The organism is Neobacillus dielmonensis (assembly GCF_000612665.1).
Classification (GTDB): Bacteria; Bacillota; Bacilli; order Bacillales; family Cytobacillaceae; genus Neobacillus; species Neobacillus dielmonensis.
This window is the reverse complement of sequence record NZ_HG942018.1, coordinates 1-24440: the sequence shown is the minus strand read 5'-3', so window position 1 is coordinate 24440 and position 24440 is coordinate 1. Positions and strand designations below refer to the sequence as shown.

Sequence of the window (24440 nt, the reverse complement as noted above, 5' to 3'; positions counted from 1 at the left end):
CTTCGTATGTATCATTACCTGCTTTGAACTTAGTATCTTTCATCTGGAAAGTTCTATACACAATCGTTATATTTTTTCACCTTATGAAAGAAAATTCAAAGCTGGAAAAATTCGAAAGCGCCTTGAACCTGGGAATAGTCCCCAAGTTTAAGGCGCTAAAAGGCTTTATATACTGTGTGATTGATTTACACGGGATTCTCCTGTCCCTTTTTGGCTGATGGAATCCCTTTGACCATTTCTAAAACAATATGAAGCCATTGCGCTGGATGAAATTCCTTCGTATCAATGACAATAATTAATTTGCCATTTTCCATTCCTGGCGTTACAGACCTGCCAAACTGGCTGCCCAGGTGGAAGATTTTACTGCCGTCAATTGTATTGGTCATTTCATCGTTTAAAACGATGGTTACCTTTTGCTTTACCTGCTTGATTTGTTCCACACCATTTTGCAATGAGAACACTTTAATTTCTGCGACTTGGAACAGATAAGCTACTTCGTCTGGATATTCACCAAACCGGTCCTGCATTTCTGCTTGCAATTCTTCTACTTCCACAAGTGAGTCTGCACCTCTGAACCGTTTATACATTTCAATTTTTTGATTGCCATCTTTAATATAGGCATCAGGAATGTAAGCATCGATTTCTAAATCAATCTCGACAGTCGGTTTAGCCGTTTCCTTCAGATCGCCTTTTCTTTCTTCAATGGCTTCCTTCAACATTTGTGAATAAAGATCAAACCCTACAGAGTCAATGAAACCATGTTGTTGGGCACCGAGCAGGTTACCGGCCCCTCTAATCGATAAATCGCGCATGGCAATTTTGAATCCAGAGCCTAATTCCGTGAACTCTTTAATAGCCTCAAGGCGCTTCTCCGCAACCTCTGTCAATACTTTATCCTTTCGATATGTGAAATAAGCATAGGCCACCCGGTTAGACCGGCCTACCCGGCCACGCAGCTGGTAAAGCTGGGAAAGCCCCATCCGGTCTGCATCATAAACAATCAAGGTATTCACGTTTGGAATATCTACCCCAGTTTCGATAATCGTCGTGCTGACTAGCACATCAAATTCTCCGGAAAGGAATCCTAGCATAACTGACTCCAGTTCGTTTTCTGTCATTTGACCATGGGCATAGGTCACCCGTGCATCAGGGACCAGCATCGAAATTTCCTCTGCCTTGCGTTCAATATCTTCAACCCGGTTATACAAAAAGTATACTTGTCCGTCTCGCGCAAGTTCCCGCTCGATTGCTTCCCTGACCAGTGCTCCGTTGTACTCCATCACATAGGTCTGCACCGGGAATCGGTTTTCCGGCGGTGTTTCGATAACCGACAAATCCCTGACACCAAGCATTGACATATGCAGCGTCCTTGGGATTGGTGTAGCAGTTAGCGTCAGCACATCGACGTTGGTTTTTAATTTTTTGATTTTCTCTTTATGCGTAACACCAAATCTTTGTTCCTCATCAATGATTAATAGACCTAGGTCATGATAAACAATATCTTTAGACAACAGGCGATGGGTACCGATGACAATATCGACTGTCCCTGCCTTAAGACCTTTAATCGTTTCCGTTTGCTGCTTTTTGGTGCGGAACCGGCTTAGCAGTCCAATATTAATCGGAAAGTCTTGAAATCTCTCTCTAATTGTTTCGTAGTGCTGCTGAGCGAGGATGGTGGTTGGCACCAAGAGGGCCACCTGTTTTCCGTCAGAAATCGCTTTAAAAGCCGCGCGAATGGCTACCTCTGTTTTTCCATAACCCACATCACCGCAAAGCAGACGGTCCATTGGCCGGGACCGCTCCATATCTTTCTTAATTTCCTGTATGGATCTTAACTGGTCCTCAGTTTCCCTATAAGGGAAAGACGTTTCAAATTCACGCTGCATATCGCCATCCGGTGAAAATGCATATCCAACAGCCGCTTCCCGCTCTGCATATAATTTAATTAAGTCATCGGCAATATCTTCAACAGAAGATTGGACCTTCTTCTTAACCTTTTTCCACTCGGAACCACCCAGTTTGTAGACCTTGGGTTCTTTGCCTTCTGAACCAACATACTTTTGTACAAGGTCAATCTGTTCTACAGGTACATAGAGTTTGTCTGTCCCTTGGTAGCGGATATGCATATAGTCCTTATGAACCCCGTTAATAACAAGCGTTTCAATCCCCAAATACTTACCGATCCCATGATTGACATGGACTACATAATCACCAATTTTAAGTTCCGAATAGCTCTTAATTCGCTCCGCATTTGAAAGTTTTTGACGATTGCCGGACTTTTTAACCCGCTTTTTAAAAAGTTCCTCTTCTGTAATCAACGCCATCTTTTGGATGGTGAGCTCAAAGCCGGATTGCAGGCTTCCGTTCATAATTTGGACTTTACCAGGCACAAGCGGCTGATCTCCTGTTATCACCGATGCCTCAATCTCGTAGTCTTCGAGGACGCGTTCTAATTTACTAACTCGATCATCGTCTGCCCCTAAAAATAAAACTGAAAATTGCCCCTTTTTCCAGCGATCAATTTCTGCCTTTAACAAATGCATTTGTCCATGGAAATTCTGCATTGGGCGGCAGGACATATTGATAATGTTCTGCGGGTTGGTATTTGCCACATGTCGTAAAAATAATGACATATACAGAATTGGAAATTGCTTCTTCTGCAAAAATGCCTGCATATCATGGGAGATTTTAAGGTCATGAATAATCTTACCTTCACTAAGCAAAGAGGTATACCATTCCGCCTCTTCCTTCATAAGGGACTCATTCATCTCTTGAATGCGGCTGATTTCATCAATAATAACAATTCCATTATGGGGAAGGTAGTCTAGTAAACTAGCAGGCCTTTCGTATGCAAGCGATAGGTATTTGAATACTTGTTCAGGCTTTTGGCCGTTTTTTAACTGCTCTAATTCAAAACTGATATTTTGAGAGAGCTGAATTTTTGCTTTATCATCCTTTAATTTTCTAAGACTTTTGGCTAACCCTTCCTCTAGATGGCTGACGATCCTGCTATAGTGTTCGGGTTTTAAAAGGACTTCTGATGCCGGCCCAATAACCACCTCAGAAACTTTTTCACGAGAACGCTGGTCTTCTAGAGAGAAATAGCGAATAGATTCCACTTCTGTATCAAATAATTCAATTCTAATGGGGTTGTCTTCTGTGAGCGGATACATATCAATAATTCCGCCCCTTACACTAAACTCTCCCGGTGTTGTCACCATTTCTGCCCGAATGTATCCCATATTAACAAGGGTCAATAACATGTTATCAATATCCAGGTCTTGGCCTGTTTTCAAGAAAAACTGATTCTCTTTCCATAATTGTTTGGGGGGGAGAATCTTCTTTAAGCCAGCGACTGGAACAATTAAAATTCCTTGATCAGATTGACTCCAGTAATTTAACGCGTCAATTCTATGGGCTCTCAGCTCAGGGCTTGCAACACTCATTTCTGCCGCAATCAGCTCATTTGCCGGGAAAAGGAAGACTTCCTTTTCGTTTACTAGATTGGCAAGATCATCATAGAGTTTCTGTGCTTGCAGTAGATTATGGGTCACAACTAGAATGGGCCGCTTCATTTTTTCATAGATAGTAGCGGTAAGTACCGTTCTCGATGATCCCGATAACCCAGCAATCAACTGTTCCCGTAATCCTTCTTCAATACCGGCCACCACGGATTGGACCTCTTCTTGTTTGAGGAATAATGACTTTAAGCCATTCATGTCTTCTCTCCTCCTCTCCTGTATCCTATTTTCAATGTTGTCTCAACAAATTATTAAACAGAAAAATGCTTTGGAGTCCTTCCAAAGCTATCTTAATGAATCAGATAATCATATTGATGGTAATCCGGATTTCGTTCTAACGCTTCTTGACAGTCTTCACAAATGGCAGTGATATGAATATCACCAGATTGGTCATAGGCTACCATTTCCTGTCTTTCTTGCTCCGTTAATGTATGAAGTCCGAGGGATTCCGCATAAATCGAAGTTTGCTGAATTGAGCCAAGGTTTGTCCCGCAATGGCGGCAATGATAATGGATGGCCACATCTGTCCCTCCTATGTTTACTTAGTCGCTACTAGTATTAACCTGATTGGAGGAACTTATTCAGCATAACTTTTTAGTTCTTTAGGTTCAGTTTTGTTTTTTTATTTGTATGAAGCAGATGCTTGGTTAATGAATGAATTACTGATTATAATCATTCATCACTTGTAAAAAGGGTTTTTTCAGCCAGGTTTCGCATGCCTCCGCGCTGTTCTTCACCGCTTGCGCTATCAATGGCCTCTCTTCCTGAAGGAACTGACCCAAAACATAATCAGGAACGCTCATACCGCCCTGGGGACGGTCAATTCCAATACGAATCCGGTTAAACTGCTGCGTGCCAAGATGGGCCACAATTGACTTAATCCCATTATGACCACCAGGACTCCCCTTTTGCCGGAGTCGGATTTTTCCCACCGGCAAATCGAGGTCGTCATAAACCACCAGCAAATCTTCCTGTTCAATTTTATAATAATCCATTACGGCTCGAATCGATTCACCCGATAGATTCATATAGGTCAATGGCTTTAACAGCAGCACTTTTTCACCGTTAACTGCCCCTATCCCATATAAACCTTTTAATTTGGATTGATTAAGTGGTATGGCCAGACGGTTTGATAATTCTTCTATGACATCAAAGCCGACATTATGTCTAGTATGCTCGTACTGTTTTCCAGGATTCCCTAGTCCCGTGATTAACTTCAATTTCCCCACCTCTTCCAGCTTAGCCCGCTTGGTTAACATTTTCCAGAACATGATTCTCTCCCAGATAAGAATGAAAAGCATATGCGAGAAAAGACGTAACCCAAAATAAGGTTACGTCTATGTTTATTCTTCTTTCGTCACAGGCTCTGTTTCCCTGCCTTCTTCATTATCAGGGTGTCCACCTTCCTGCTGTTCGCCTGCATTAATTTCTTCCTCTTGTTTTGGAGGAAGGATGGAAGCAATCACATCAGCTGCCTCATGATTAATCGTAAATTGACCTTGAAATGGAATATCTTCAATCAATAATGTTTCGCCTACTTGTAAGTTGGTAATATCCATTTCAATTTGCTGCGGAATTTGATCTGGTGTGGCCGTGATGGATAGCTCATGGAACGGCTGCTGCAGCACGCCGCCATCTTTTACGCCGGCTGCTTCACCAGTTAGGACCAGTCTGACATCAACCGTAATTTTTGATGTCTTATCTACCGCAAGAAAATCAACGTGGAGAATTTCCCTTTTTATATGATCCTCTTGATAGTCGGATAAAATAACATCCTGCTTCGAACCATCAATATCTAGGGAAATGATTCCATTTCTCCCTACAGTCCGAATTGTCTTCGTGAGGTCCGCAGAGCTGACAAACACGGGCCTGCTTTCCAGCTTGCTGCCATATACTACCGCAGGAATGTCTCCATTTTCTCTTAATTTTCTCAAAGCGGAGCGGCGGAGCTCCTTCCGTTCCTTCGCTTGTAAAACAGCAGTCATGTCTATCACCTTCCTATTTTGTTAAAAACTGTCTCTATAAAATTGCCCCAAAATAGGAAGACCTAAACATGTTTTGTAAGAAAAACAACAAGGATGACTCCCGTCCGGGGGTTAGACCCCTGATGAGCCATCCTCCTTTAAAGATTAATCAAACAAAATGCTGACTGACTGTTCCTCATGAATACGGATGATTGCCTCTCCAATCAATGGTGCAACCGATAGGCCAATGATTTTTTCAATTTTCTTCTCTTCAGGTAGTGCGATGGAATTTGTTACAACCAGTTCCTTAATTTTTGAATTTTGGATTCGTTCAATAGCAGGTCCAGACAAGACTGGATGTGTACAGCAGGCGTAAACTTCTTTCGCCCCATTCTCTGCTAAAGCATTCGCCGCCAGGGTAATCGTTCCGGCCGTGTCAATAATGTCATCAATTAATATGGCTACTTTACCTTCAATATTACCGACAATATTCATAACCTCAGCCACATTTGGTCTTGGACGACGTTTATCAATGATGGCAATTGGTGCTTTCAGACGTTCTGCCATTTTTCTAGCTCTAGTAACCCCGCCGTGGTCAGGAGAAACCACCACAATTTCACCTTTCAACTCTTTGTTCTTAAAATACTCCGACAAGATTGGTACACCCATTAGATTGTCAATTGGAATATCAAAGAACCCTTGAATCTGCGGTGCATGTAAATCCAAGCAAAGAACGCGCGTTGCACCTGCGGTTTCAAGCAGATTTGCCACTAATTTTGCTGTAATCGGCTCGCGAGACCTTGCCTTCCGGTCTTGGCGGGCATATCCATAATAAGGCATGACAATATTAATCGTTTTAGCAGAAGCCCGCTTTAGGGCATCAATCATGATTAATAATTCCATGATATTATCATTGACAGGCAGGCTGGTGGATTGGATGACATATACGTCACAGCCACGGATACTTTCTTCGATATTGATTTGAATTTCTCCGTCACTGAAACGGTTAACCGAACACTTTCCCAGTTCAACCCCGATGACTTTGGCAATTTCTTTAGCAAGGGGTAAATTTGAATTCAAGCTGAATACCTTTAAATTTGGATCTAAATATTGGTTTGACATGAAGGCCCTCCTGAGATTCGCTTATTTCTTTCCGTTAAGCTTTTCTGCGTAATTTTCCTTGTTCACTTGGCGCGCACGTGCAATAGATAGAGCTTTTCCTGGCACATCCTTTGTAATCGTTGAACCAGCAGCAACATAAGCTCCTTGTCCAACAGTCACAGGTGCAACTAAATTGGAATTGCAGCCAATAAATACGTCGTCCTCAATTTTTGTTTTGTATTTATTTTTCCCATCATAATTAACTGTAATCGAACCACAGCCAATATTGACATTGCTTCCAACCTCAGCATCCCCGATATAGCTAAGATGTGACGCTTTGCTTCCTTGTCCAAAAACAGCCTTTTTAATTTCCACAAAATTACCGATCTTCACTTCATCAAGAATACTTGAATCCGGTCTGATATGCGCAAATGGGCCAATGTTGACTCTCGACCCGATTTCACTTTGATGGGCAACCGACTGCCTAACCGTTGTTCCACTGCCAATTTGGCAAGCAACAATTTCGGTATTAGGACCAATCTGGCAATCGTCCCCGATTACTGTAGTACCTTTAATCATTGTGCCTGGATAGATGACTGTATCCTGGCCAATTTCTATATCTGCCTCAATATAGGTATTGGACGGGTCGATAATCGTTACTCCATTGCGCATATGATTTTCATTGATGCGAGCACGCATCAGCCGCTCTGCTTCCGCCAAAGCAACACGGTCATTGACTCCTAGCGTTTCATCCAAATCCTCCGTTTGATAAGCGGTAACCACTTCGCCTTGTTTCTTCAGGATTTCAATCACATCTGGCAAATAGTATTCCCCTTGCACGTTTTCATTGGAAACATTTTTTAACGCTTCAAATAAAGCGATATTATCAAAGCAATATGTGCCTGTATTAATTTCATTGATTTTCCGTTCTTCATCAGAGGCATCTTTATGTTCCACTATCTTCTCAACAAGACCGCTTTCATTACGGACAATCCTTCCATAACCTGCTGGATTGCCAATACTTGCTGTGAGGATGGTTGCCTTTGCTTTCGTTTCTTCGTGGTGCTTAAACAAAGACTCTATTGTCCCCGCCTTAATCAAAGGGGTGTCGCCACACACAACTAGAGTCACACCTTCTTTCCCCTCGAGCATGCTTTGAGATTGCATGACGGCATGTGCAGTGCCAAGCTGCTCCTCCTGCAATGCATAATGACTCAATTCTCCTAATTGCGCTTGAACCTTCTCAGCACCGTGGCCTATGATGGTGACAATTTCTTCTATATCAAGCTTCCGAACCTGGTCTACTACGTGCTGAACCATCGGTTTGCCGCAAACAGGGTGCAATACCTTATAAAGCTTTGATTTCATCCGCGTTCCTTGTCCAGCGGCCAAAATCACAGCATAACGATTAGACATGAACAGTCCTCCAATTATTCACCTTTTTATCCATTAAAAATATTATCGTAAATATGGGTTCATTTCAACAATGGAACGATAATGTTAAAAAGACAGACTTTTTTAACTGTTAGGAGAAAGAATGAGGATGAGGATGAGGGGGCAAAATAAAAGACAATAAAAAGAGCCTAACCGAGAAGAAAGGCCCTAGTTGTTTATTAAATCTCTTACGAAGCTCCGGCTTCTTCAAATTCTACTTCTAATTCACCTAAACGGTGGTACTCAGCCAATACAGCTTCTTGAATTTTACCGCGTGTTCCTGAGTTGATTGGATGCGCAATGTCACGAAATTCTCCATCAGGAGTCCGTTTACTTGGCATAGCAACAAATAAACCGTTGTTCCCGTCGATAACACGAATGTCGTGAACGACAAATTCATTATCCAATGTGATTGATGCAATCGCTCTCATTCGACCTTCCGTATTAACACGGCGTAATCTTACGTCAGTTACTTCCATGTGCTCACACCCTTTTCCTTATGATAAAAAGCTAGTTAACTAATTCAACAATAATTTGCGTTTTCCTTCTTTATTTAAAAAAATTTTTGAAAATTTAGGTCAAAAAAGTGAACTTTTGTAAAAAATAGGTGTTTTTTAACAGTTTTGATTGTTATCGCTTTCATTTTTTGTCAGCCCAAGCCGTTTGGGCCGGGTTATTTCACTAGTGCTACTACCTCAATTTCGACAAGGGCATCCTTCGGCAGACGCGCAACCTCCACGCAGGACCTGGCTGGCTTGTGGGCTGAGAAATACTCACCGTATACCTCATTCACTGCGGCGAAGTCATCCATGTTTTTAATAAAAACAGTTGCCTTTACGACTGACTCCAAGGAACCGCCAGCTTCCGTTAATACCGCTTTAAGATTGCGGAACACTTGATGGGTCTGTTCTTTCACATCACCTGTAATCATGGTTCCTTCAGCGGTCAAAGGAATTTGCCCTGAGCTAAAGAACAGATTATTGACAATGATTCCTTGGGAATAGGGTCCGATGGCAGCAGGTGCCTGATTGGTTTGAACTACTTTCATAATAATTGCCCCCTTGTAAAAAAGTTTCCTTCATGAACATTAATTTTTTTCTCTTTTACGTCAACATTGGAAAGTTTGACCAGCGATAAATAGTCGTCCACCAGCCGTTCTTCTGTTTCTTCTGCCTCTACTAAAACAGCTATTCCAGAGACATGTGCATTGAATTCTTCCAGCATACTAATCATACCTAAAACAGTCCCTCCGGCTTTCATGAAGTCATCCACGATTAGGACTTGCGACCCTTCCTTTAGGCTTCGCTTAGATAGCACCATGGTTTGAATTCTTTTTGCAGAACCTGATACATAATTGATGCTGACTGTTGGTCCCTCTGTCACTTTGCTATCCCTGCGGACAATGACAACAGGAACATTTAGTTGACTCGCAACGGCATAGGCCAAGGGAATCCCCTTCGTCGCAATCGTCATAACCACATCGATTTTTGCATCTGCGTATGCCGAGGCAATGATCCGTCCGGCCTTTTGAACTATTTGAGGGTTACCCAATATATCGGTTAAATACAAATAACCCCCCGGCAAAAGCCGGTCAGGATCTACAATCATTTGACAAAGCTCTTCAACAAACGGCTTTGCCTTTTCTTTACTGACTTTAACAAAAAACTTTACTCCACCTGCTGCACCAGGAACGGTTTGCAAGGTGCCGATTCCTCTAGCCTCAAACGTTTCTTTGACAATGGCCAAGTCTTCACTGATGGAGGATTTGGCAGAGTCATAACGTTCTGCAAAAAACGTAAGCGGCACTAACTGGCGAGGATGGTCCAGCAGGTAATTGGTCATATCAATCAAACGTTCACTGCGCCTAAATTTCATAACAACCCCCATTAACCGAATGTTCTACTTAAAGAATACTATTATTGTGCGTCTTTAATCAAGTTTATTCCGGTCACCTAACATTCTGACAGCGAAAACCTGGTCACAAAATCCTCTTAGGCCGTTATAGATCCGGTGCATTCTCGAATCATGCTGGACCAGTCCAAACACAGTAGGGCCGCTCCCGCTCATTAAAACGGCGTCCGCGCCGAACCGTTTCATTTGGTCTTTTATTTGGGCCACTTCCGGGTGCAGATTTAAGGTCACATCCTCTAAGACATTCCCTACATTGCGGCACACCGCTTGATAATCGCTGTGATGGAGGGCGTCCACCATTGCACCAATGTTAGGATGGGTAACTGCATTCACATCGAGTCTGCGATAAACATCGGCTGTCGAAACACCGATAAATGGCTTGGCAAGAATGACCCAGCACGTTGGCGGTGCAGGCAATTCCTTAATTTGTTCGCCTCTCCCTTTCGCAAGAGCCGTTCCCCCATATACGCAAAAAGAGACATCGGAACCAATTTCACTGCCAATTTCAGCTAATTCGTCTAAACTGAGTCCCAGGTTCCAGAGTTTATTTAGACCTCTTAATGCAGCCGCCGCATCACTGCTTCCTCCCGCTAATCCTGCAGCTACTGGTATTGTTTTTTCAATGGAGATAGCCACACCTTGTTTAATCCCAAACCGATCTTTTAAAATTTGTGCGGCCTGATAAGCCAGATTTCGCTGGTCGTCCGGAACATAACGATTTTGTGAAATTATATGTATTTGATTTTGCTCTAATAAACTAAGTTCCAACCGATCTGCTAAGTCGATGGTCGTCATGATCATCTCAACCTCATGATACCCATCGTTTCTTTTATGTAAAACATCTAAAGCTAAATTAATTTTAGCCGGTGCCTTGACCAAAATCTTCACTGCGTCCACCTACTTCTACATAATCCGGCACAAATTTAAAGTTTGTGCATTTACTATCCGTAATCAATATATATTGTCCTATTTTACCACAAAAAGCTAATTGTAAGACGTCAGATAAAGGAATATCCCGGCAATTTTCATTATTTTTAACCAAAAGTGGATATAAAAAAACAACCAGGGAAATTTTCCCTGGTTTGCTGCTGCGACATTTTGCTTGTTTAAATTTTCAGTTGAAGTTTTTGTCTTAGGAGTTCGTTGTGTTATTCCGGGAGGCCAATTGCGATTGGGCCCGTTCAACGGCGCGCTTAACCATATTTCCTGCATCTTTTGACCGAATGCCGCCCCAGCCTTCCCTTTGGACAACATCATAGAAACCAAGATCTTTTGCAAGTTCTTCTTTAAACTGGTAAGACATGATCCCTCTTCTTCTGCCCACCTAAACAACCCCTTTCTAAGCCGCAGTATTCTTAGTATGAGTTGTTCATGGATGATTTAAAAATAATCCCATAAAAAAGCAAAAAGCAGTAAACCATGTTTACTGCCGCCGCTGCTTTATATTCTAGCTTAATGCTACATTTCCTGATGCATCTTCATAGAAGGTAATTTGAACTGTTTCCGTTAATACATCCGCATAACTGTAAGAAACACGTTCAAAAGCGTTTTCGTCTTGGTCTAACTCAATGACGAAAACAGAAGGATAGGTCTCCGCAAGGATACCGGAACGTTCAATGGTTTTACGACGTCCTCCATTTGCCTTCAATAACAATCTTTTCCCTAAGTTGGAGTCTAGGGCCTTTTTGATATCCGCTAAGGTTTTTGTCATTCGGTCCACCTCACTGTGTAAAGTATAACACGCTGACACGATTCTGTCAAACAAAAATATAAATTATATCAGTCCGACAAAAAGATTGTCAATCATTTTTATCCTATTTTTTTTGCTAAAATTCAACATTTCTATCGTTGCCTGAATATCAAATAATTATGTACTTACAAAAAAATAAGAATGGTGTGATATCGCCATACTTATTTTGTATGTTGTCGGCGCCCAATGGGCGCCTGTCAACATCGGGTTATTCATCTTTTATTGGCCGATAGGGCATACCCGTCCTTAAGACGCCCTTTGTATCTATTCCACCCAGCCCCTTCTCGCCTGTTAACGTATTGCGCAAGACTTCCCATACATTGATTCTTTCCATAAATGGTGTGAAGCTTATTTTTGCTACAATATAGACAGGATCAAGTGCGTGAATATTAACTCTTGCTGGGGAACTGGCAAAATTGGCACCGGCATGGATGAGCGATTCAAAATGGGACTGGCAGGCACCGGCAAAAATAACCAGTTGATCAAGATGGGGAACCTTCCTTCGTGCCTCCCGAACAGCCATGACAAAATGCTTGGAATGGCGATAAGCATTCAGATCCGATAGTTTTCCCTTAGCCTTCGAATAGGCATCATGTCCGGTGATAACCAATATTTCTGGACGATAATAATCAATCAATTCGCCAATTTTCATAGGCATCTCTTTCTCATTGCAATGAATGCCTAAGACAGGAACCCCGATTTTCTCATAAACAGCCATACATTTTTTTAAGTAAACCGGGTCTCCATCAAGATGCAGAACTTTACCGGGAATCTGAAAGTAGCTGCTTTCCACAGCATAGCCGCCTGTTGCTTCATATTCCTGCTTTTCCCTTAATAAGTTTACATCTTGAGTAAATAGCCGAAGTGATTGTTCCTCTAGTGTCCGATATTCTTCTGAGAATTTTGCCTGTTGCAAAGCATCGATAATGACCAAATCCTCATACGGTGCATCTGCTACAAGGCGAAAAGCCTCCCCATAAAGAATGGCATAGTTTTTACCGTCTATTTTTTGAAAATCAATCACCCGAAACAAAATATCACAGTTGTATGACCGTCTACCGACAATATCATTTATTTTTATAATCACTGCCGTCACTCCAATAGACCAGCAAAATAAGTTTTCTTTGATAGGCTATGCTTACACAAATGTCCATGTGAATAGGAAAGTACGGCAACCGTCGAATGAGGCCTTACGCCCCAAAAAAAATAGACCTATATAGGTCTATTGGAAGTGCGGGTATAAAGCATTACTTAACCTAGCAAACTCCTCCAGAGAAAGGGTTTCTCCACGTCTTGCCGGGTCGATTTCACAAGCAGCCAAAGCAGCAAGGATGTCCGCCTTTTTTTGCTTTCCGTCAGGAAGCTGACTGGTTAAATTATTTAGCAACGTTTTTCTTCTTTGTGCAAAGCTTGCCTTGGTTACCTGGAAAAAGAATGTTTCATCCTTGACACTGACAGCCGGCTTGTCCCGCTTGATGAGTCTGATGACCGCTGAGTCCACATTCGGCTGCGGTACAAAGACTGTTTTCGGCACAATCATCACTGTTTCTGCCTCGGTATAATATTGGATTGCGATGGAAAGTGATCCATAATCCTTTGTTCCCGGTTGTGCTGATATTCGGTCCGCCACTTCCTTTTGCAGCATGCAGACAATCCCGCGAATGGGCAAGTGCTCTTCGAGGAGCTTCATAATAATCGGTGTCGTGACATAGTAAGGTAAGTTCGCCACTACCATTACATTACCTGCGTCGTTAAATTCATCCTCCATAACGGACTGGATGTCCGCCTTCAACACATCTTGGTGAATGATTTTTACATTGGGATATGGCGACAAGGTATCCTTTAATATAGGCAATAGACGTTGGTCGATTTCAAACGCGACCACCTTTTTGGCGGTGCGGGCAAGCTGCTCGGTTAACGCCCCAATACCAGGTCCGATTTCAATGGCACCGGACTCATCCGTCAATCCTGCAAAACTGACAATTTTTTTTAAAATATTGGTATCGATTAAAAAGTTCTGACCCAAGCTCTTTTTGAAAGAGAAACCGTATTTTTTTAAAATAGCCCGAGTTCTCACAGGGGTTGCAATATCTTTATCCATTCTGTTCCTCCTCGAGGACGATAGCCAGCGCACTGGCAAATTCCTGTTTACTGATTTGAAACATCATTAACCGTTTATGCAGCTGTTTTCCATTGGTATAACCAATTTTCAACAGTTCTCCTAACCGAATTCGGCGTTCCTTGGCGCCTGTGCCGCCAATCAGCCCGGCTGTTACTAAATCATCTTGGGTAATTTCCTCTGTTAAGCCCTCCTGCATCATTTGGGCATCCTTTAACGCCTCTCTGATATCCTCCGGACTGGCATGCTCCACCCCAACGCCACGGCTGCCTTTGGCCAAGGCTTTTTCCTTGGTCAAAAACGCATGTTTACATCCCGGTACGCTTTGGGCAATCGTTTTACGAATCTTTTCTCCTGGATAATCGGGATCCGTAAAGATAATGACGCCTCTAGTCGCTTGGGCCCGTTTTATTTTTTCAATTGTTACTTGATTAACGGCAGAACCATTGGTTTCAATGGTATCGGCATCAACTGCCCTTCGGATCGCGGTTGTGTCATCTTTACCTTCCACCACAATAAACTCTTTTATCTTCATATTTCCTCCACTGAGAGTACCTTAGCATGATGCGGATAGTACTAAATTTAAAAATTAAAATAAAAATGAAAAAAACTGAAACATTTCTGTAATGTCCATCGTCTATATTATTAAAATTCCTCATATAGTAAAGTATAAACCGATTAAGGAACATTCGTTGTTAAGTATAATGAAAAACCATAAAAAAGTAAAAATGCAGAGGCCCCTATCCTCTGCATCCACGTATATTACTGCAAAATGGTTATTTTTACTTTCTTTCGTCCCCAGCGATAAGCTTCTGCATTTGATGGCACAAAAACATCAATCTTATACCCTTTGATCGCTCCGCCGGTATCGGCAGCTACAGCGTATCCATAGCCTTCTACATAAACTTTGCTTCCGAGCGGGATGACTTTAGGGTCCACAGCGATTACTTTCATATTCGGGTTGGCTCGCAGGTCAAGCCCGGTTGCCGTTCTTCCAGAGCAGCCATTACAATTGGCTGTATAAGCTGTTGCCGAAACATATAGATCCGTCCCTGTTGGCGCTGCTCCACGAGAAACCTGTGCGGCTAAATCCTTGGTGCCCACAGCCACAACTTGGTCTTGTTTAGCTGTAATCATTTGCTCATTCACTAATTTTCTCTCTACCTCTTGACCGTTTTCCAAGGTAACCTCATATTGTCTCGAAACACGCCCTTGTTTACCTGGAGTTAGCGTCTTTTTTGTCCCTTTTTCCAGGCTTTCATCCTTTTTGGTAACCACGGCAAATTCTACAGGTTCTTCCACTACATCGGTGACTTTTTCTACGCGAATGACGTTAACAACACCATTCATTGTGATGGGTTCTGTCAATGACGGTTCAACTCGGTCCAAATCATTTAGTTTAATGCCCTGATGTGTTAAAAAGTCAACGACCGTAGTCGAAGTGGACCATACTTCTTGCTCTTTCCCACCGTCAATTAGTGTAAGGTGATGTGCCTTCTTAACACCAATAGTCATTTTGTTTTGAATTGCCGTTTGCGGTTTCGGTGAGACTTGGTCATGGTCACTCACTGTGATGTTCAGCTCTTGTAATGCTTCAGCCACCGTTTTGGCTGTTGTCCAGATCGTTTTTTTCTCGTTGTCCTTGACAATGGTAACCTGCTTGGCTTGCATCCATACGACTCGAAGATCGTCCTTCACCCTCGATGCTGCTTTCGGATACAAGTAGTCTTTTGATTGAAGGGAAACACCCAGCTCTTCTTCCAACAATTCCTTAATGGTATCTGCATGTGTTTTGACAACCATGTCCTTATCATTCAAAGTAACTGCAACCGTTTTCTTGGAACTTTCATAAAATAAAGTCCCCAGGGTAGTCAGCATCACTATGAAACTAGTAAAAACAATGGTTAAGCTCCTTCCGTTCAAAGACTGAAGCAGGTTTTTCATGTGTTTGAATACGATGAAAAACGCCTCCTTTTCTTGGAGAGATTTAGAAAAACCCTGCTGTCGGCTGCCAGCCTTTGCCTATCCTGTGAACGTATTACTAATTATGCATAATACTGGGACACTTGCAAAGGAAAACTTCTCGACATGGTCATCCTATGTTGAAAAGGAGACGTGTAGAACTTTTTGTTTTCAGAAAAAATTAGGACAAGCTTCCTACCCTTTCGACAAAATCCTTTATCAAATGATGCCGAATAGTTTTTTAGCATTTTGTGTCGTAGCCTCAGCTACCTCCTCATATGTCAACCCCTTTATTTCGGCAATTTGTTCGGCAACCAGCTTCACAAAACCCGGTTCATTTCTTTTACCTCGGTAAGGATGCGGAGCCAAATAGGGGCAGTCAGTTTCGATTAGTAGCTTCTCTAAAGGCACTTCAGCTGCAACATCCTTTGGTTTTTTTGCATTTTTAAACGTAACTGGTCCGCCCAGCGAAATGTAAAAGTTCATGTTGATGCATTCCTTGGCCGTTTCAGGACTGCCGCTAAAACAATGCATAATCCCCCCCACTTCCTCTGCACCTTCCTGCTTGAGGATTTCCACAATATCAGCAGTAGCCTCTCGGTTATGGATCACAATCGGAAGCTTCACCTTTTTGGCCAGCCTGATTTGTTTACGAAAAACATCCTTTTGGATGTCCTTCGGGGACTTATCCCAGTGGTAATCAAGCCCCATTTCCCCTATCGCAACTACTTTGGGGTGGGCAGACAATTCTTCAATCCATTTCAAGTCTTCCTCCGTCATATCAATAGCATCTACAGGGTGCCAGCCTACGCAGGCATAAATGAAATCATATTGTTCCGTTAACTCCATCGCTCTTCTAATCGTAGGACGGTCAAATCCAACTACCACAACATTGGAAACCCCTTGTTCTTGCATTCTTTCAATCACTTCTTGTAAATCCTCATTAAATTGTTCGTCATTTAAATGGGCATGGGTGTCAAATAGCATAAAGTAAATCTCCTTTTTATTTTGATGTCAAAAATTACAAACCAATTACCAATATTATGACATATTTCGTCCGTTTTACATTTTGCTAACATAGGTATATCTTTTTCAACAAAACTCTATAGAAGTGTCTAATAATAGCGAAAATTGTTTCACGTGAAACATTTACCATGTGAGAGAAAAAGCTCCAGCACCATAGTAGGCGTTGGAGCTTTTTGTCATGAGACTTTTTTATTTTACCTTAGAACCGTTTGGCAGTGATTGATCAACTGTTGCGACTGATAACTGGCCATCCTTCGAACCAGCAAGGATCATCCCCTGAGACAATTCACCGCGTAGTTTAACTGGTTTTAGATTAGTTATGCAAATTACTTTACGGCCAACTAACTCTTCAGGTTTATAATATTGAGCAATGCCTGAAACGACCTGGCGTTTTTCATAACCTAAATCAAGCTGAAGCTTAAGGAGCTTATCTGCCTTTTTAACTGGCTCTGCCTCAATGACTTCTGCGACACGTAAGTCAATTTTCATAAAATCGTCGATTGTGATTTCCTGAAGTTCTTCAGGCTTTTCCTCCTGCTTCGCTTCCTTTGTTTCTGTATTAGTAGTGCCGCCTTGCATTTTTGCCTTAATGAATTCGACTTCATCATTTACTTCAAGTCTAGGGAAAAGCGGTGCATCTTTTTCCACCTTCGTGCCGCTTGGAATCAATCCGAATTTTTCTAGACTATCCCACGATTTAAGCTGATTTTCCTCAATCCCTAATTGCTTAAAGATACCTTCAGGGGTCTTGGTTAAAAACGGCTGCAACAGAATGGCAATTCTACGCAGACTTTCAGCCAAGTGAACCATTACACTTGCCAATTCCCCACTCTTTGCCTCATCCTTTGCCAAGATCCATGGCTTGGTTTCATCAATATATTTGTTTGTCCGGCTCACAAGCTGCCATACATTTGTCAAGGCAACGGAGAACTCCATTTTTTCCATAGCTTCTTCATACTTTTTAACCGTATCTTGATTGACTTGAAGCAACGCTTTGTCAAACTCCCCGGCAGAGCCAGCATAGTTTGGAATGATTCCATTGAAGTATCTTTCAATCATCGCTACCGTACGGTTTAACAAATTGCCAAGGTCATTGGCCAAGTCAAAGTTAATCCTTTCAACAAACCCTTCTGGTGTAAACACTCCATCCGCACCAAAAGGTACTTCCCGCAATAAATAATAACGTAGAGCATCGAGGCCGTATCGATCAATTAATGTCACCGGGTCCACTACGTTCCCCTTCGATTTAGACATTTTACCATCTTTCATTAACAGCCAGCCGTGTGCAAAAACTTTCTTCGGCAGCGGCAGGTCAAGTGCCATTAACATAATTGGCCAATAAATCGTATGGAAACGAACAATTTCCTTCCCAACCAGATGAACATCCGCAGGCCAATACTTCTTATATTTGGAGTCATCTTCTGTTCCATAGCCTAAGGCGGTTATATAGTTTGATAGTGCATCAATCCAAACATAAATGACATGTTTCGGATCGCCGGGCACCTTAATGCCCCAATCAAAGGTAGTTCGGGAAACAGCCAAGTCCTCCAATCCCGGCTTGATGAAATTATTAATCATCTCATTTTTGCGGGATTCCGGCTGAATGAACTCCGGATTTTCTTCATAATAAGCCAATAAACGGTCCACGTATTTACTCATTTTGAAAAAGTAAGATTCTTCTTTTACTTTTTCCACTGGGCGTCCGCAATCTGGGCAATTCCCATCGACTAATTGGCGGTCAGTGTAAAAAGATTCACATGGTGTACAATACCAGCCCTCATATTGATCAAGATAAATATCTCCTTGCTCAACTAACTGGGCAAAGATTTTTTCCACAACTTGTTTATGACGGTCCTGGGTGGTCCGGATAAAATCGTCGTAGGAGATATCAAGCTTTTTCCATAGTTCTTTAATATCTGCGACCATTCCGTCTACATAGGCTTGGGGAGAGACCCCTTTTTCTTCCGCCTTTCGCTGGATTTTCTGGCCGTGCTCATCCGTACCTGTTAAATACATCACATCATAACCGCGCATCCGCTTATAACGAGCCATCGCGTCACCAGCAACCGTTGTATAGGCATGTCCAATATGTAAATTTCCACTAGGATAATAAATCGGAGTGGTCAAATAAAATGTTTTTCTCTCCATAGTATCCCTCCTCAAGGATCACAATCCATCTATTCATTATTGCCTGTTTTTCCCCATCTATATCATCAAAAATATACCGAAAAATATGAAATTGTGCAACAAAGCGTATTTTTTAAGGCTAACAGAGCCTTTTAAAAAAAAAAGGATGCGGTACAGTCATAAAAAAGCTCAATCCTTCGAACATTTTTTTGTACGAGATTACAAGTTTTGTTGAATTTTGTCGAATTATTTCGATTGCAGTATTTTACCTGTTAGCATCACAATAATATTATAAACCTAATATTTGTAAATGCCTAGAAATCAAACCTTAGAAATACAACAATTTAGACAAATTTGATAATTTTTCCCTAATATTTCAAAATAAAATAATTGACGAATATGGGAATGGCTGGTATTATTAGACATATAAAATTTGTCGAATAATGACGAATCTATAAATATAAAAATATTGGTTTAATAGTGAGAGGAGCTAATAAATATGAAATCTACTGGTATTGTTCGTAAAGTTGATGAATTAGGCCGTGTGGTTATTCCGATTGAATTAAGACGTACACTTGGTATTGCTGAAAAGGATGCACTTGAAATCTATGTGGACGACGACCGCATCATCCTAAAAAAATATAAGCCAAACATGACTTGTGCCATCACTGGTGAAGTGTCTGATGACAATTTGAGCCTAGCAGGCGGCAAGTTAATTCTAAGCCGTGAAGGTGCAGAAATCCTATTAAAAGAAATCCAAAGCCAGTTTGTTGCAAAATAAGAACCTGGTTTTTAGCAAAGGCTCCAGTTTTCTGGAGCCTTTTTGTTTGCTCTATTCGACATGATAAGCCTGATAAACATCCCGTTTGTTCATGCCGCGGTCTTTAGCGGTTTGCTTAACAGCATCCTTTGAAGACATATTTTTGACAGAAATATAATGGTCCACATGTTCCACTACGGTGAGCTTATCCCACCAGGCTGATTCTTGTACCGCAGGCTCCTTGCTGCCTTCTACAATTAACACAAACTCTCCACGAATTTCATCTTGGTTCGCCCAAGCCCAAATTTCCTCGAGGCTTCCCCTGATAAATTCTTCAAATCGCTTAGTCAGTTCCCGACAAATCACGATTTGTCTGGAGCCCAATACTTCAAGTAACAGTGCCAATGTTTCCTTTAATCGGTGTGGCGATTCGTAAAAGATTAATGTTGCTTCCTGATGTTTCAATTCTTCCAATTCATGCCGTTTTTCCTTTTTATTTCGGTTGAGAAATCCATAAAAGTAAAAGGGCTGACATTTGAGGCCTGAAGCAATTAAGGCCGTAAGCGCCGCATTAGCTCCAGGCAGCGGCACCACCGTTAATCCCTCATTGACTGCTAGAGTGACCAACTCATACCCGGGGTCGGAAATAGCCGGCATACCTGCATCACTTACCAATGCAATATGCTGCCCTTCCCTTAATTTCTCAATTAGTTTTGCTCCGCTTGATTCCTTATTATGCTCATGATAACTGACAAGGGGAGTATCAATTTCAAAGTAATTCAGCAGTTTTCTGGTGTTTCTCGTATCTTCCGCAGCAATCAAGGCTGCCTGCTTCAGAATGTTGATCGCCCGAAACGTCATATCTTCCAGATTGCCAATTGGTGTGGGAACGAGATATAAAATTCCTTTACCATCTTCATTATCAAAGCTTTTCTGCTTGTGCATTATCATCACCCGATTCCCTACTTAAAAACTCTAGCTTCTTTTTGCGCGGCAGCCGTTTAAAGTGATATTCGGCTTTCAAGGCCTCGCTTTTTTGATTATAACGCTTGTAGAAGGTGAGTGTTACCGGGCCGCGTCCTCTTGTATACTTGGCCCCTTTTCCTTCATTATGCAGCCGAATGCGCCTCTCTAAATTATTTGTATATCCGCCATAAAGACTTCCATCTTTACAGGTAAGTACATAAAAAAAGTGTTCTTCATTCTCCATATAAAATCTCTCTTATTTCTTTGGTATATTCATCATTCTCCTGATAAACTACAAGTGAAGGGAGAATTTTCAAATCAGGACTTCCATCCTTAATTGCTTCCACTAATAACGTGTTTGCTTCCTTGCCCTGTTTAGGATAAACCAGTTGGATTCGCTTGGGCTCGAGTCGATATTTTCGCATCAATGTAACAATATCTAATAATCTGCCTGGCCGGTGGACAAATGCAACCTTCCCGCCTTGTTTGGCCAGATCACTTGATGCCTTTACCGTATCTTCCAATGTACAAAGAATTTCATGACGGGCGATTGCTAGATGTTCATTCGGATTAACGGTTCCCTCCGGCGGAGTCGTAAAATAAGGCGGATTACAAGTAACCACATCAAATTTGCCATATCCCAACTGTTTGGGCATTTCTTTAATATCTCCATGAATCATCTTCAGACGATTCTCGAGCCCATTGTATTGAATGCTCCTAATAGCCATATCATAAAGCCGTTCTTGAATTTCAACCCCAGTAATATTCCCTTTGGTTCTGGCACTCAAAAATAGTGGGATAACACCATTTCCACTGCATAGGTCAATCAAGTTTCCTTTTTGGATCGGCACATAGACAAATCTTGCTAAAAGAACAGCATCGAGTGAAAAAGCAAACACAGACGGACTCTGAATAATCCGCAAATTCTCAGCTAATAAATAATCAAGACGTTCATCGTCCCTCAACTGTACCACTCTCGATCAATCCTTCTCAATCAATATGTATGAAAATAGAGGCTGATGCACGTCAGCCTCTTAAAATTACTTCTTATTTAGAAACGAAAGGCAGAATAAACAGTCGCCATCTTTACGCAAGCTGCCAAAGTGAAGGTTGCAAATATGAAACCCTTCATGGTAAAGCCGGGCAAGATTATCATAGCCTTCCCCTACATCAAAAGGCTTTGCACTCGGACCTTCATTCTCAGCTTCCCTTTTTTTTAAATAAGCTTCCTTGATTTTTAAATCTGGAGTTACATTTAAACGGCGCCTTAGATGTTCATTCTCAAGTTTAAGAGCATGGTTCTCTTCTAGTATTTCAGCTAAATGCTCCTTTAATTCTCCAAGCTGCTGGTAAAGATGGCCAATTTGTGTCTCCATATTACTTACTGATTCAAATATCTCTTTTTTATCCACTTCTTCCACCTCATTAATCTGTGGATTGTATTGAAAAGGCACCTTCTTTTATTTCATCCAATGTGTACTCCAGGACTCTGTCATGGTCCATTAATTCAACCTGAAGCACCCGCTCGAGTATATTTAAGCCTACCACTTTACCCACTCCATGGGGGGTCTCAATTTTTTCCCCAAGATCTGGCAGCTGCTCTTTTGCTGTTTCATATTCATCATTTTCATATTTTAAACAGCACATCAATCTGCCGCATAATCCAGATATTTTGGTTGGATTTAATGATAAGTTTTGGTCCTTTGCCATCTTAATCGATACCGGGTCAAAATCCCCTAAGAAAGTTGAACAGCACAGCATTCTTCCACAAGGTCCAATTCCGCCAAGCATTTTTGCCTCATCACGAACTCCGATTTGACGCAATTCAATCCGGGTGCGGAAAATCGCTGCCAAATCCTTTACAAGCTCACGGAAATCAACTCTTCCATCAGCCGTGAAGTAAAAAATAATTTTATTTCTGTCAAATGTATATTCAACATCCACCAGTTTCATATCCAGTTGATGCTCGATCACTTTTTCATTGCAAACCTCATAAGCTTCTTGTGCAGCAAGCTTATTTTCTTCGACAATCATACGATCCTTCTGATCTGCAATTCTCACTACCTTTTTCAATGGCAGGACGACATCATGTTCCTCAACCTGTTTACGGGCAATGACTGCCTTACCGTATTCCACTCCGCGGACTGTTTCGACAATTACGAAGTCGTCTTTTTGAATTGGCAGGTCTCCAGGATCAAAGTAATAAATTTTTCCCGCTTTTTTAAAGCGTACTCCTATAACATCATACAAAAGAAGATCCCTCCTGCAATTTTAACACAAGCTGTTCCATCATCAGCTGAGGATTCATATTCGCTGAAAGCTTCTTCTTGGCGGCAAGAATAGCTGACATTTGATTTGATAAGCGCCGCCCGGATGTCTTCAGTGCAAACTGCTGCAGGCGGCCAAGCTCTCCCCTGAACACAATTTGCTCTTGCTTATCTAATTGTATATAAAGTAAATCCTTAAAGAAAAGAAGTAATAAATCTAAACCACGTTGTATTTGTTCTTTTTCTTTAAAGTGAGGAAACCAGTCGTTTTGCAAAGAAACAAGTGCTTCTAACTGGCTTTTACCCAACACCTCAAATAATTTTACCACTATTTTTTGGGCTTGTGCAAACCATTCATCGCCATTTAACTCGAGGGCTTCATCCAAACTGTTAGTCAACTGAGCTAAGAGTGGAGCCTTTTGCGAGTTAACCCCATTTTCTTCAAGCTGTTTTATTAACACTTGTGGCGATAACGGCTGGAAGGTTAATACTTGGCATCTTGACAAAATGGTAGGCAAAATTTGCTGCGGCTGTTCTGTTAGAAGAAACGCTGTCGTTCCCGGACCAGGTTCTTCTAAAAACTTTAGCAAACTATTAGAGGCACTAACACTCATTTTATCTGCAGAAATAAGCAGATAAACCTTTGTCATGGACTCTACCGCTTTTTTAGAAAACTCTGCTTGCAGTTCGCGAATTTGGTCAACTTTAATTGAGAGTCCATCCGGTTCAACCAGATGGACATCAGGATGGTTTCCATTATTAATTCGCCGGCACTGGTAACAGTTTTCACACGGTTTATAGCCATCAATTAACGATTCACAAAACAAAGCCTTGGTAAATAATAAACCGATGTCTCGTTTCCCTGTCCCTCTCATGCCCTCAAACAGATACGCATGGGCCACTCGATTTTTGACCAGGCTGTTTTTGATCATTCTTAATACGGCTGGCTGCAGCTCATCTAGTTGATCCCATGTTTTTGCCAAACTAATCACACTCGCTATTCTATATTACCGTCAAGATAACGGATATTAAAAATGCTGGAACTGTTCTATAGGCAGTACGAATACAGTTGCTCCGCCTACTTCCACTTCTACTGGATACGGGACATAAGAGTCGGCATTGCCGCCCATTGGTGAGATTGGCGAAACCAGTTGTTCCCTGGAACTGCAGTTATCTTTTATAATTTTAAGGGCACGATCAACTCGGATGTCCTCAGTACCAATCATAAATGTGGTATTTCCTGATTTTAAAAATCCACCTGTAGAAGCTAGTTTGGTTGCCCTAAAATTGTTTTCTACTAATGCCTTGGATAAACGATTGCTGTCCTGGTCTTGAACAACAGCGATAATAAGTTTCATCATATCCACCTCTCCTCTATTATTTCTAAATCTAGTATCCTTACCTATATTATAACAGGTTCTAGTCTGTCATTCATTCGCAATAATAGGAAGACCACGAATATTTATGGCAGGATTTTTTCAAAAAGCCCATGAGTTCAGTTCCCCTTTGGTATATCGAGTAGGAGGGGGTGA

26 protein-coding genes are annotated in these 24440 nt (G+C 41.7%); 1 reads left to right on the top strand and 25 read right to left on the bottom strand.

All coding sequences use genetic code 11. The features are described 5' to 3' along the window. Window positions 1-185: 185 nt before the first annotated feature. The 18 genes from mfd to metG all read right to left on the bottom strand — a co-directional run bounded on the left by mfd (window position 186) and on the right by metG (window position 18936). Window positions 186-3719 carry a transcription-repair coupling factor gene (mfd, locus tag BN2425_RS00260; protein ID WP_042453833.1) on the bottom strand — a complete coding sequence of 1178 codons (3534 nt, stop codon included), beginning with the start codon at window positions 3717-3719 and terminating at the stop codon, window positions 186-188. Window positions 3720-3811: 92 nt separating this feature from the next. Then, on the bottom strand, window positions 3812-4042 hold the full coding sequence (locus BN2425_RS00255; RefSeq protein ID WP_042453831.1) for an anti-sigma-F factor Fin family protein: 231 nt from the start codon (window positions 4040-4042) through the stop codon (window positions 3812-3814). Window positions 4043-4180: 138 nt separating this feature from the next. Next, window positions 4181-4741, bottom strand: a complete 561-nt coding sequence (gene pth / locus BN2425_RS00250; RefSeq protein ID WP_042453885.1) for an aminoacyl-tRNA hydrolase — start codon at window positions 4739-4741, stop codon at window positions 4181-4183. A gap of 123 nt (window positions 4742-4864) precedes the next feature. Then, window positions 4865-5506: a 50S ribosomal protein L25/general stress protein Ctc gene (locus tag BN2425_RS00245; RefSeq protein ID WP_042453829.1), complete on the bottom strand. Its 642-nt coding sequence runs from the start codon at window positions 5504-5506 to the stop codon at window positions 4865-4867. Window positions 5507-5650: 144 nt separating this feature from the next. Further along, entirely contained in the window at window positions 5651-6607 is a 957-nt protein-coding gene (locus BN2425_RS00240) for a ribose-phosphate diphosphokinase (protein ID WP_042453827.1), read from the bottom strand. Window positions 6608-6628: 21 nt separating this feature from the next. Further along, a complete protein-coding gene (gene glmU / locus BN2425_RS00235) occupies window positions 6629-8002 on the bottom strand; it encodes a bifunctional UDP-N-acetylglucosamine diphosphorylase/glucosamine-1-phosphate N-acetyltransferase GlmU (RefSeq protein ID WP_042453825.1) in 1374 nt (457 codons plus the stop codon). 206 nt (window positions 8003-8208) lie between these two features. Beyond that, on the bottom strand, window positions 8209-8499 hold the full coding sequence (spoVG, locus tag BN2425_RS00230) for a septation regulator SpoVG (RefSeq protein WP_042453823.1): 291 nt from the start codon (window positions 8497-8499) through the stop codon (window positions 8209-8211). 194 nt (window positions 8500-8693) lie between these two features. Beyond that, on the bottom strand, window positions 8694-9068 hold the full coding sequence (locus BN2425_RS00225; protein WP_042453820.1) for a RidA family protein: 375 nt from the start codon (window positions 9066-9068) through the stop codon (window positions 8694-8696). After that, a complete protein-coding gene (purR, locus tag BN2425_RS00220) occupies window positions 9065-9895 on the bottom strand; it encodes a pur operon repressor (RefSeq protein ID WP_042453818.1) in 831 nt (276 codons plus the stop codon). The genes BN2425_RS00225 and purR overlap by 4 nt, the downstream gene beginning before the upstream one ends. A 54-nt stretch (window positions 9896-9949) precedes the next feature. Next, window positions 9950-10819 (bottom strand): 4-(cytidine 5'-diphospho)-2-C-methyl-D-erythritol kinase, encoded by an 870-nt coding sequence (gene ispE / locus BN2425_RS00215; protein WP_042453817.1) that lies wholly within the window; start codon window positions 10817-10819, stop codon window positions 9950-9952. 244 nt (window positions 10820-11063) lie between these two features. After that, window positions 11064-11255: a small, acid-soluble spore protein, alpha/beta type gene (locus tag BN2425_RS00210; RefSeq protein WP_042453816.1), complete on the bottom strand. Its 192-nt coding sequence runs from the start codon at window positions 11253-11255 to the stop codon at window positions 11064-11066. A 123-nt stretch (window positions 11256-11378) separates the two neighbouring features. Continuing rightward, window positions 11379-11642, bottom strand: a complete 264-nt coding sequence (veg, locus tag BN2425_RS00205; RefSeq protein ID WP_042453815.1) for a biofilm formation stimulator Veg — start codon at window positions 11640-11642, stop codon at window positions 11379-11381. A gap of 247 nt (window positions 11643-11889) precedes the next feature. Next, window positions 11890-12777: a sporulation peptidase YabG gene (gene yabG, locus BN2425_RS00200; RefSeq protein WP_406603179.1), complete on the bottom strand. Its 888-nt coding sequence runs from the start codon at window positions 12775-12777 to the stop codon at window positions 11890-11892. Window positions 12778-12903: 126 nt separating this feature from the next. Then, the gene (gene rsmA, locus BN2425_RS00195; RefSeq protein WP_042453811.1) at window positions 12904-13782 is read right to left on the bottom strand and encodes a 16S rRNA (adenine(1518)-N(6)/adenine(1519)-N(6))-dimethyltransferase RsmA; all 879 of its coding nucleotides are present in this window, start codon (window positions 13780-13782) and stop codon (window positions 12904-12906) included. After that, window positions 13775-14335: a ribonuclease M5 gene (gene rnmV, locus BN2425_RS00190; protein WP_042453809.1), complete on the bottom strand. Its 561-nt coding sequence runs from the start codon at window positions 14333-14335 to the stop codon at window positions 13775-13777. The genes rsmA and rnmV overlap by 8 nt, the downstream gene beginning before the upstream one ends. Before the next feature lie 227 nt (window positions 14336-14562). Next, on the bottom strand, window positions 14563-15744 hold the full coding sequence (locus BN2425_RS00185) for a ubiquitin-like domain-containing protein (RefSeq protein WP_042453807.1): 1182 nt from the start codon (window positions 15742-15744) through the stop codon (window positions 14563-14565). Between the two features lie 237 nt (window positions 15745-15981). Beyond that, window positions 15982-16749: a TatD family hydrolase gene (locus tag BN2425_RS00180; protein WP_042453805.1), complete on the bottom strand. Its 768-nt coding sequence runs from the start codon at window positions 16747-16749 to the stop codon at window positions 15982-15984. A 228-nt stretch (window positions 16750-16977) separates the two neighbouring features. Next, window positions 16978-18936 (bottom strand): methionine--tRNA ligase, encoded by a 1959-nt coding sequence (gene metG / locus BN2425_RS00175; protein ID WP_042453803.1) that lies wholly within the window; start codon window positions 18934-18936, stop codon window positions 16978-16980. Between the two features lie 472 nt (window positions 18937-19408). Here metG and BN2425_RS00170 point away from each other — a divergent pair, with 472 nt between their 5' ends. Then, window positions 19409-19696, top strand: a complete 288-nt coding sequence (locus BN2425_RS00170; protein ID WP_195891876.1) for an AbrB/MazE/SpoVT family DNA-binding domain-containing protein — start codon at window positions 19409-19411, stop codon at window positions 19694-19696. A 51-nt stretch (window positions 19697-19747) separates the two neighbouring features. Here BN2425_RS00170 and rsmI read toward each other — a convergent pair whose 3' ends face one another. The 7 genes from rsmI to BN2425_RS00135 form a co-directional block, all read right to left on the bottom strand. Then, window positions 19748-20620, bottom strand: a complete 873-nt coding sequence (gene rsmI, locus BN2425_RS00165) for a 16S rRNA (cytidine(1402)-2'-O)-methyltransferase (protein WP_042453883.1) — start codon at window positions 20618-20620, stop codon at window positions 19748-19750. Beyond that, window positions 20598-20885 carry a GIY-YIG nuclease family protein gene (locus BN2425_RS00160; protein WP_042453799.1) on the bottom strand — a complete coding sequence of 96 codons (288 nt, stop codon included), beginning with the start codon at window positions 20883-20885 and terminating at the stop codon, window positions 20598-20600. Before BN2425_RS00160 ends, rsmI begins: the two co-directional genes overlap by 23 nt. Beyond that, window positions 20875-21615: a tRNA1(Val) (adenine(37)-N6)-methyltransferase gene (locus tag BN2425_RS00155; RefSeq protein ID WP_042453797.1), complete on the bottom strand. Its 741-nt coding sequence runs from the start codon at window positions 21613-21615 to the stop codon at window positions 20875-20877. The genes BN2425_RS00160 and BN2425_RS00155 overlap by 11 nt, the downstream gene beginning before the upstream one ends. Window positions 21616-21681: 66 nt before the next feature. Continuing rightward, a complete protein-coding gene (yabA, locus tag BN2425_RS00150) occupies window positions 21682-22053 on the bottom strand; it encodes a DNA replication initiation control protein YabA (protein WP_042453794.1) in 372 nt (123 codons plus the stop codon). A 13-nt stretch (window positions 22054-22066) separates the two neighbouring features. Beyond that, window positions 22067-22891, bottom strand: a complete 825-nt coding sequence (locus tag BN2425_RS00145; protein WP_042453792.1) for a PSP1 domain-containing protein — start codon at window positions 22889-22891, stop codon at window positions 22067-22069. Continuing rightward, on the bottom strand, window positions 22884-23891 hold the full coding sequence (holB, locus tag BN2425_RS00140; protein WP_042453790.1) for a DNA polymerase III subunit delta': 1008 nt from the start codon (window positions 23889-23891) through the stop codon (window positions 22884-22886). The genes BN2425_RS00145 and holB overlap by 8 nt, the downstream gene beginning before the upstream one ends. 45 nt (window positions 23892-23936) lie before the next feature. Further along, window positions 23937-24266 (bottom strand): cyclic-di-AMP receptor, encoded by a 330-nt coding sequence (locus BN2425_RS00135; RefSeq protein ID WP_042453881.1) that lies wholly within the window; start codon window positions 24264-24266, stop codon window positions 23937-23939. Window positions 24267-24440 lie beyond the last annotated feature (174 nt).

Excerpts from the sequence above, each read along its gene's own strand:
- BN2425_RS00240 (WP_042453827.1), bottom strand. The coding sequence starts at position 6,607 with ATGTCAAACCAATATTTAGATCCAAATTTAAAGGTATTCAGCTTGAAT.
- rsmA (WP_042453811.1), bottom strand. The coding sequence starts at position 13,782 with ATGGATAAAGATATTGCAACCCCTGTGAGAACTCGGGCTATTTTAAAA.
- BN2425_RS00185 (WP_042453807.1), bottom strand. The coding sequence starts at position 15,744 with ATGAAAAACCTGCTTCAGTCTTTGAACGGAAGGAGCTTAACCATTGTT.
- BN2425_RS00225 (WP_042453820.1), bottom strand. The coding sequence starts at position 9,068 with ATGAAAGTAGTTCAAACCAATCAGGCACCTGCTGCCATCGGACCCTAT.
- veg (WP_042453815.1), bottom strand. The coding sequence starts at position 11,642 with ATGACAAAAACCTTAGCGGATATCAAAAAGGCCCTAGACTCCAACTTA.
- BN2425_RS00180 (WP_042453805.1), bottom strand. The coding sequence starts at position 16,749 with ATGCTATTTGACACCCATGCCCATTTAAATGACGAACAATTTAATGAG.
- mfd (WP_042453833.1), bottom strand. The coding sequence starts at position 3,719 with ATGAATGGCTTAAAGTCATTATTCCTCAAACAAGAAGAGGTCCAATCC.
- BN2425_RS00160 (WP_042453799.1), bottom strand. The coding sequence starts at position 20,885 with ATGGAGAATGAAGAACACTTTTTTTATGTACTTACCTGTAAAGATGGA.
- BN2425_RS00245 (WP_042453829.1), bottom strand. The coding sequence starts at position 5,506 with ATGACTGCTGTTTTACAAGCGAAGGAACGGAAGGAGCTCCGCCGCTCC.
- BN2425_RS00135 (WP_042453881.1), bottom strand. The coding sequence starts at position 24,266 with ATGAAACTTATTATCGCTGTTGTTCAAGACCAGGACAGCAATCGTTTA.
- purR (WP_042453818.1), bottom strand. The coding sequence starts at position 9,895 with ATGAAATTTAGGCGCAGTGAACGTTTGATTGATATGACCAATTACCTG.
- spoVG (WP_042453823.1), bottom strand. The coding sequence starts at position 8,499 with ATGGAAGTAACTGACGTAAGATTACGCCGTGTTAATACGGAAGGTCGA.
- glmU (WP_042453825.1), bottom strand. The coding sequence starts at position 8,002 with ATGTCTAATCGTTATGCTGTGATTTTGGCCGCTGGACAAGGAACGCGG.
- metG (WP_042453803.1), bottom strand. The coding sequence starts at position 18,936 with ATGGAGAGAAAAACATTTTATTTGACCACTCCGATTTATTATCCTAGT.
- rsmI (WP_042453883.1), bottom strand. The coding sequence starts at position 20,620 with ATGCACAAGCAGAAAAGCTTTGATAATGAAGATGGTAAAGGAATTTTA.
- rnmV (WP_042453809.1), bottom strand. The coding sequence starts at position 14,335 with ATGAAGATAAAAGAGTTTATTGTGGTGGAAGGTAAAGATGACACAACC.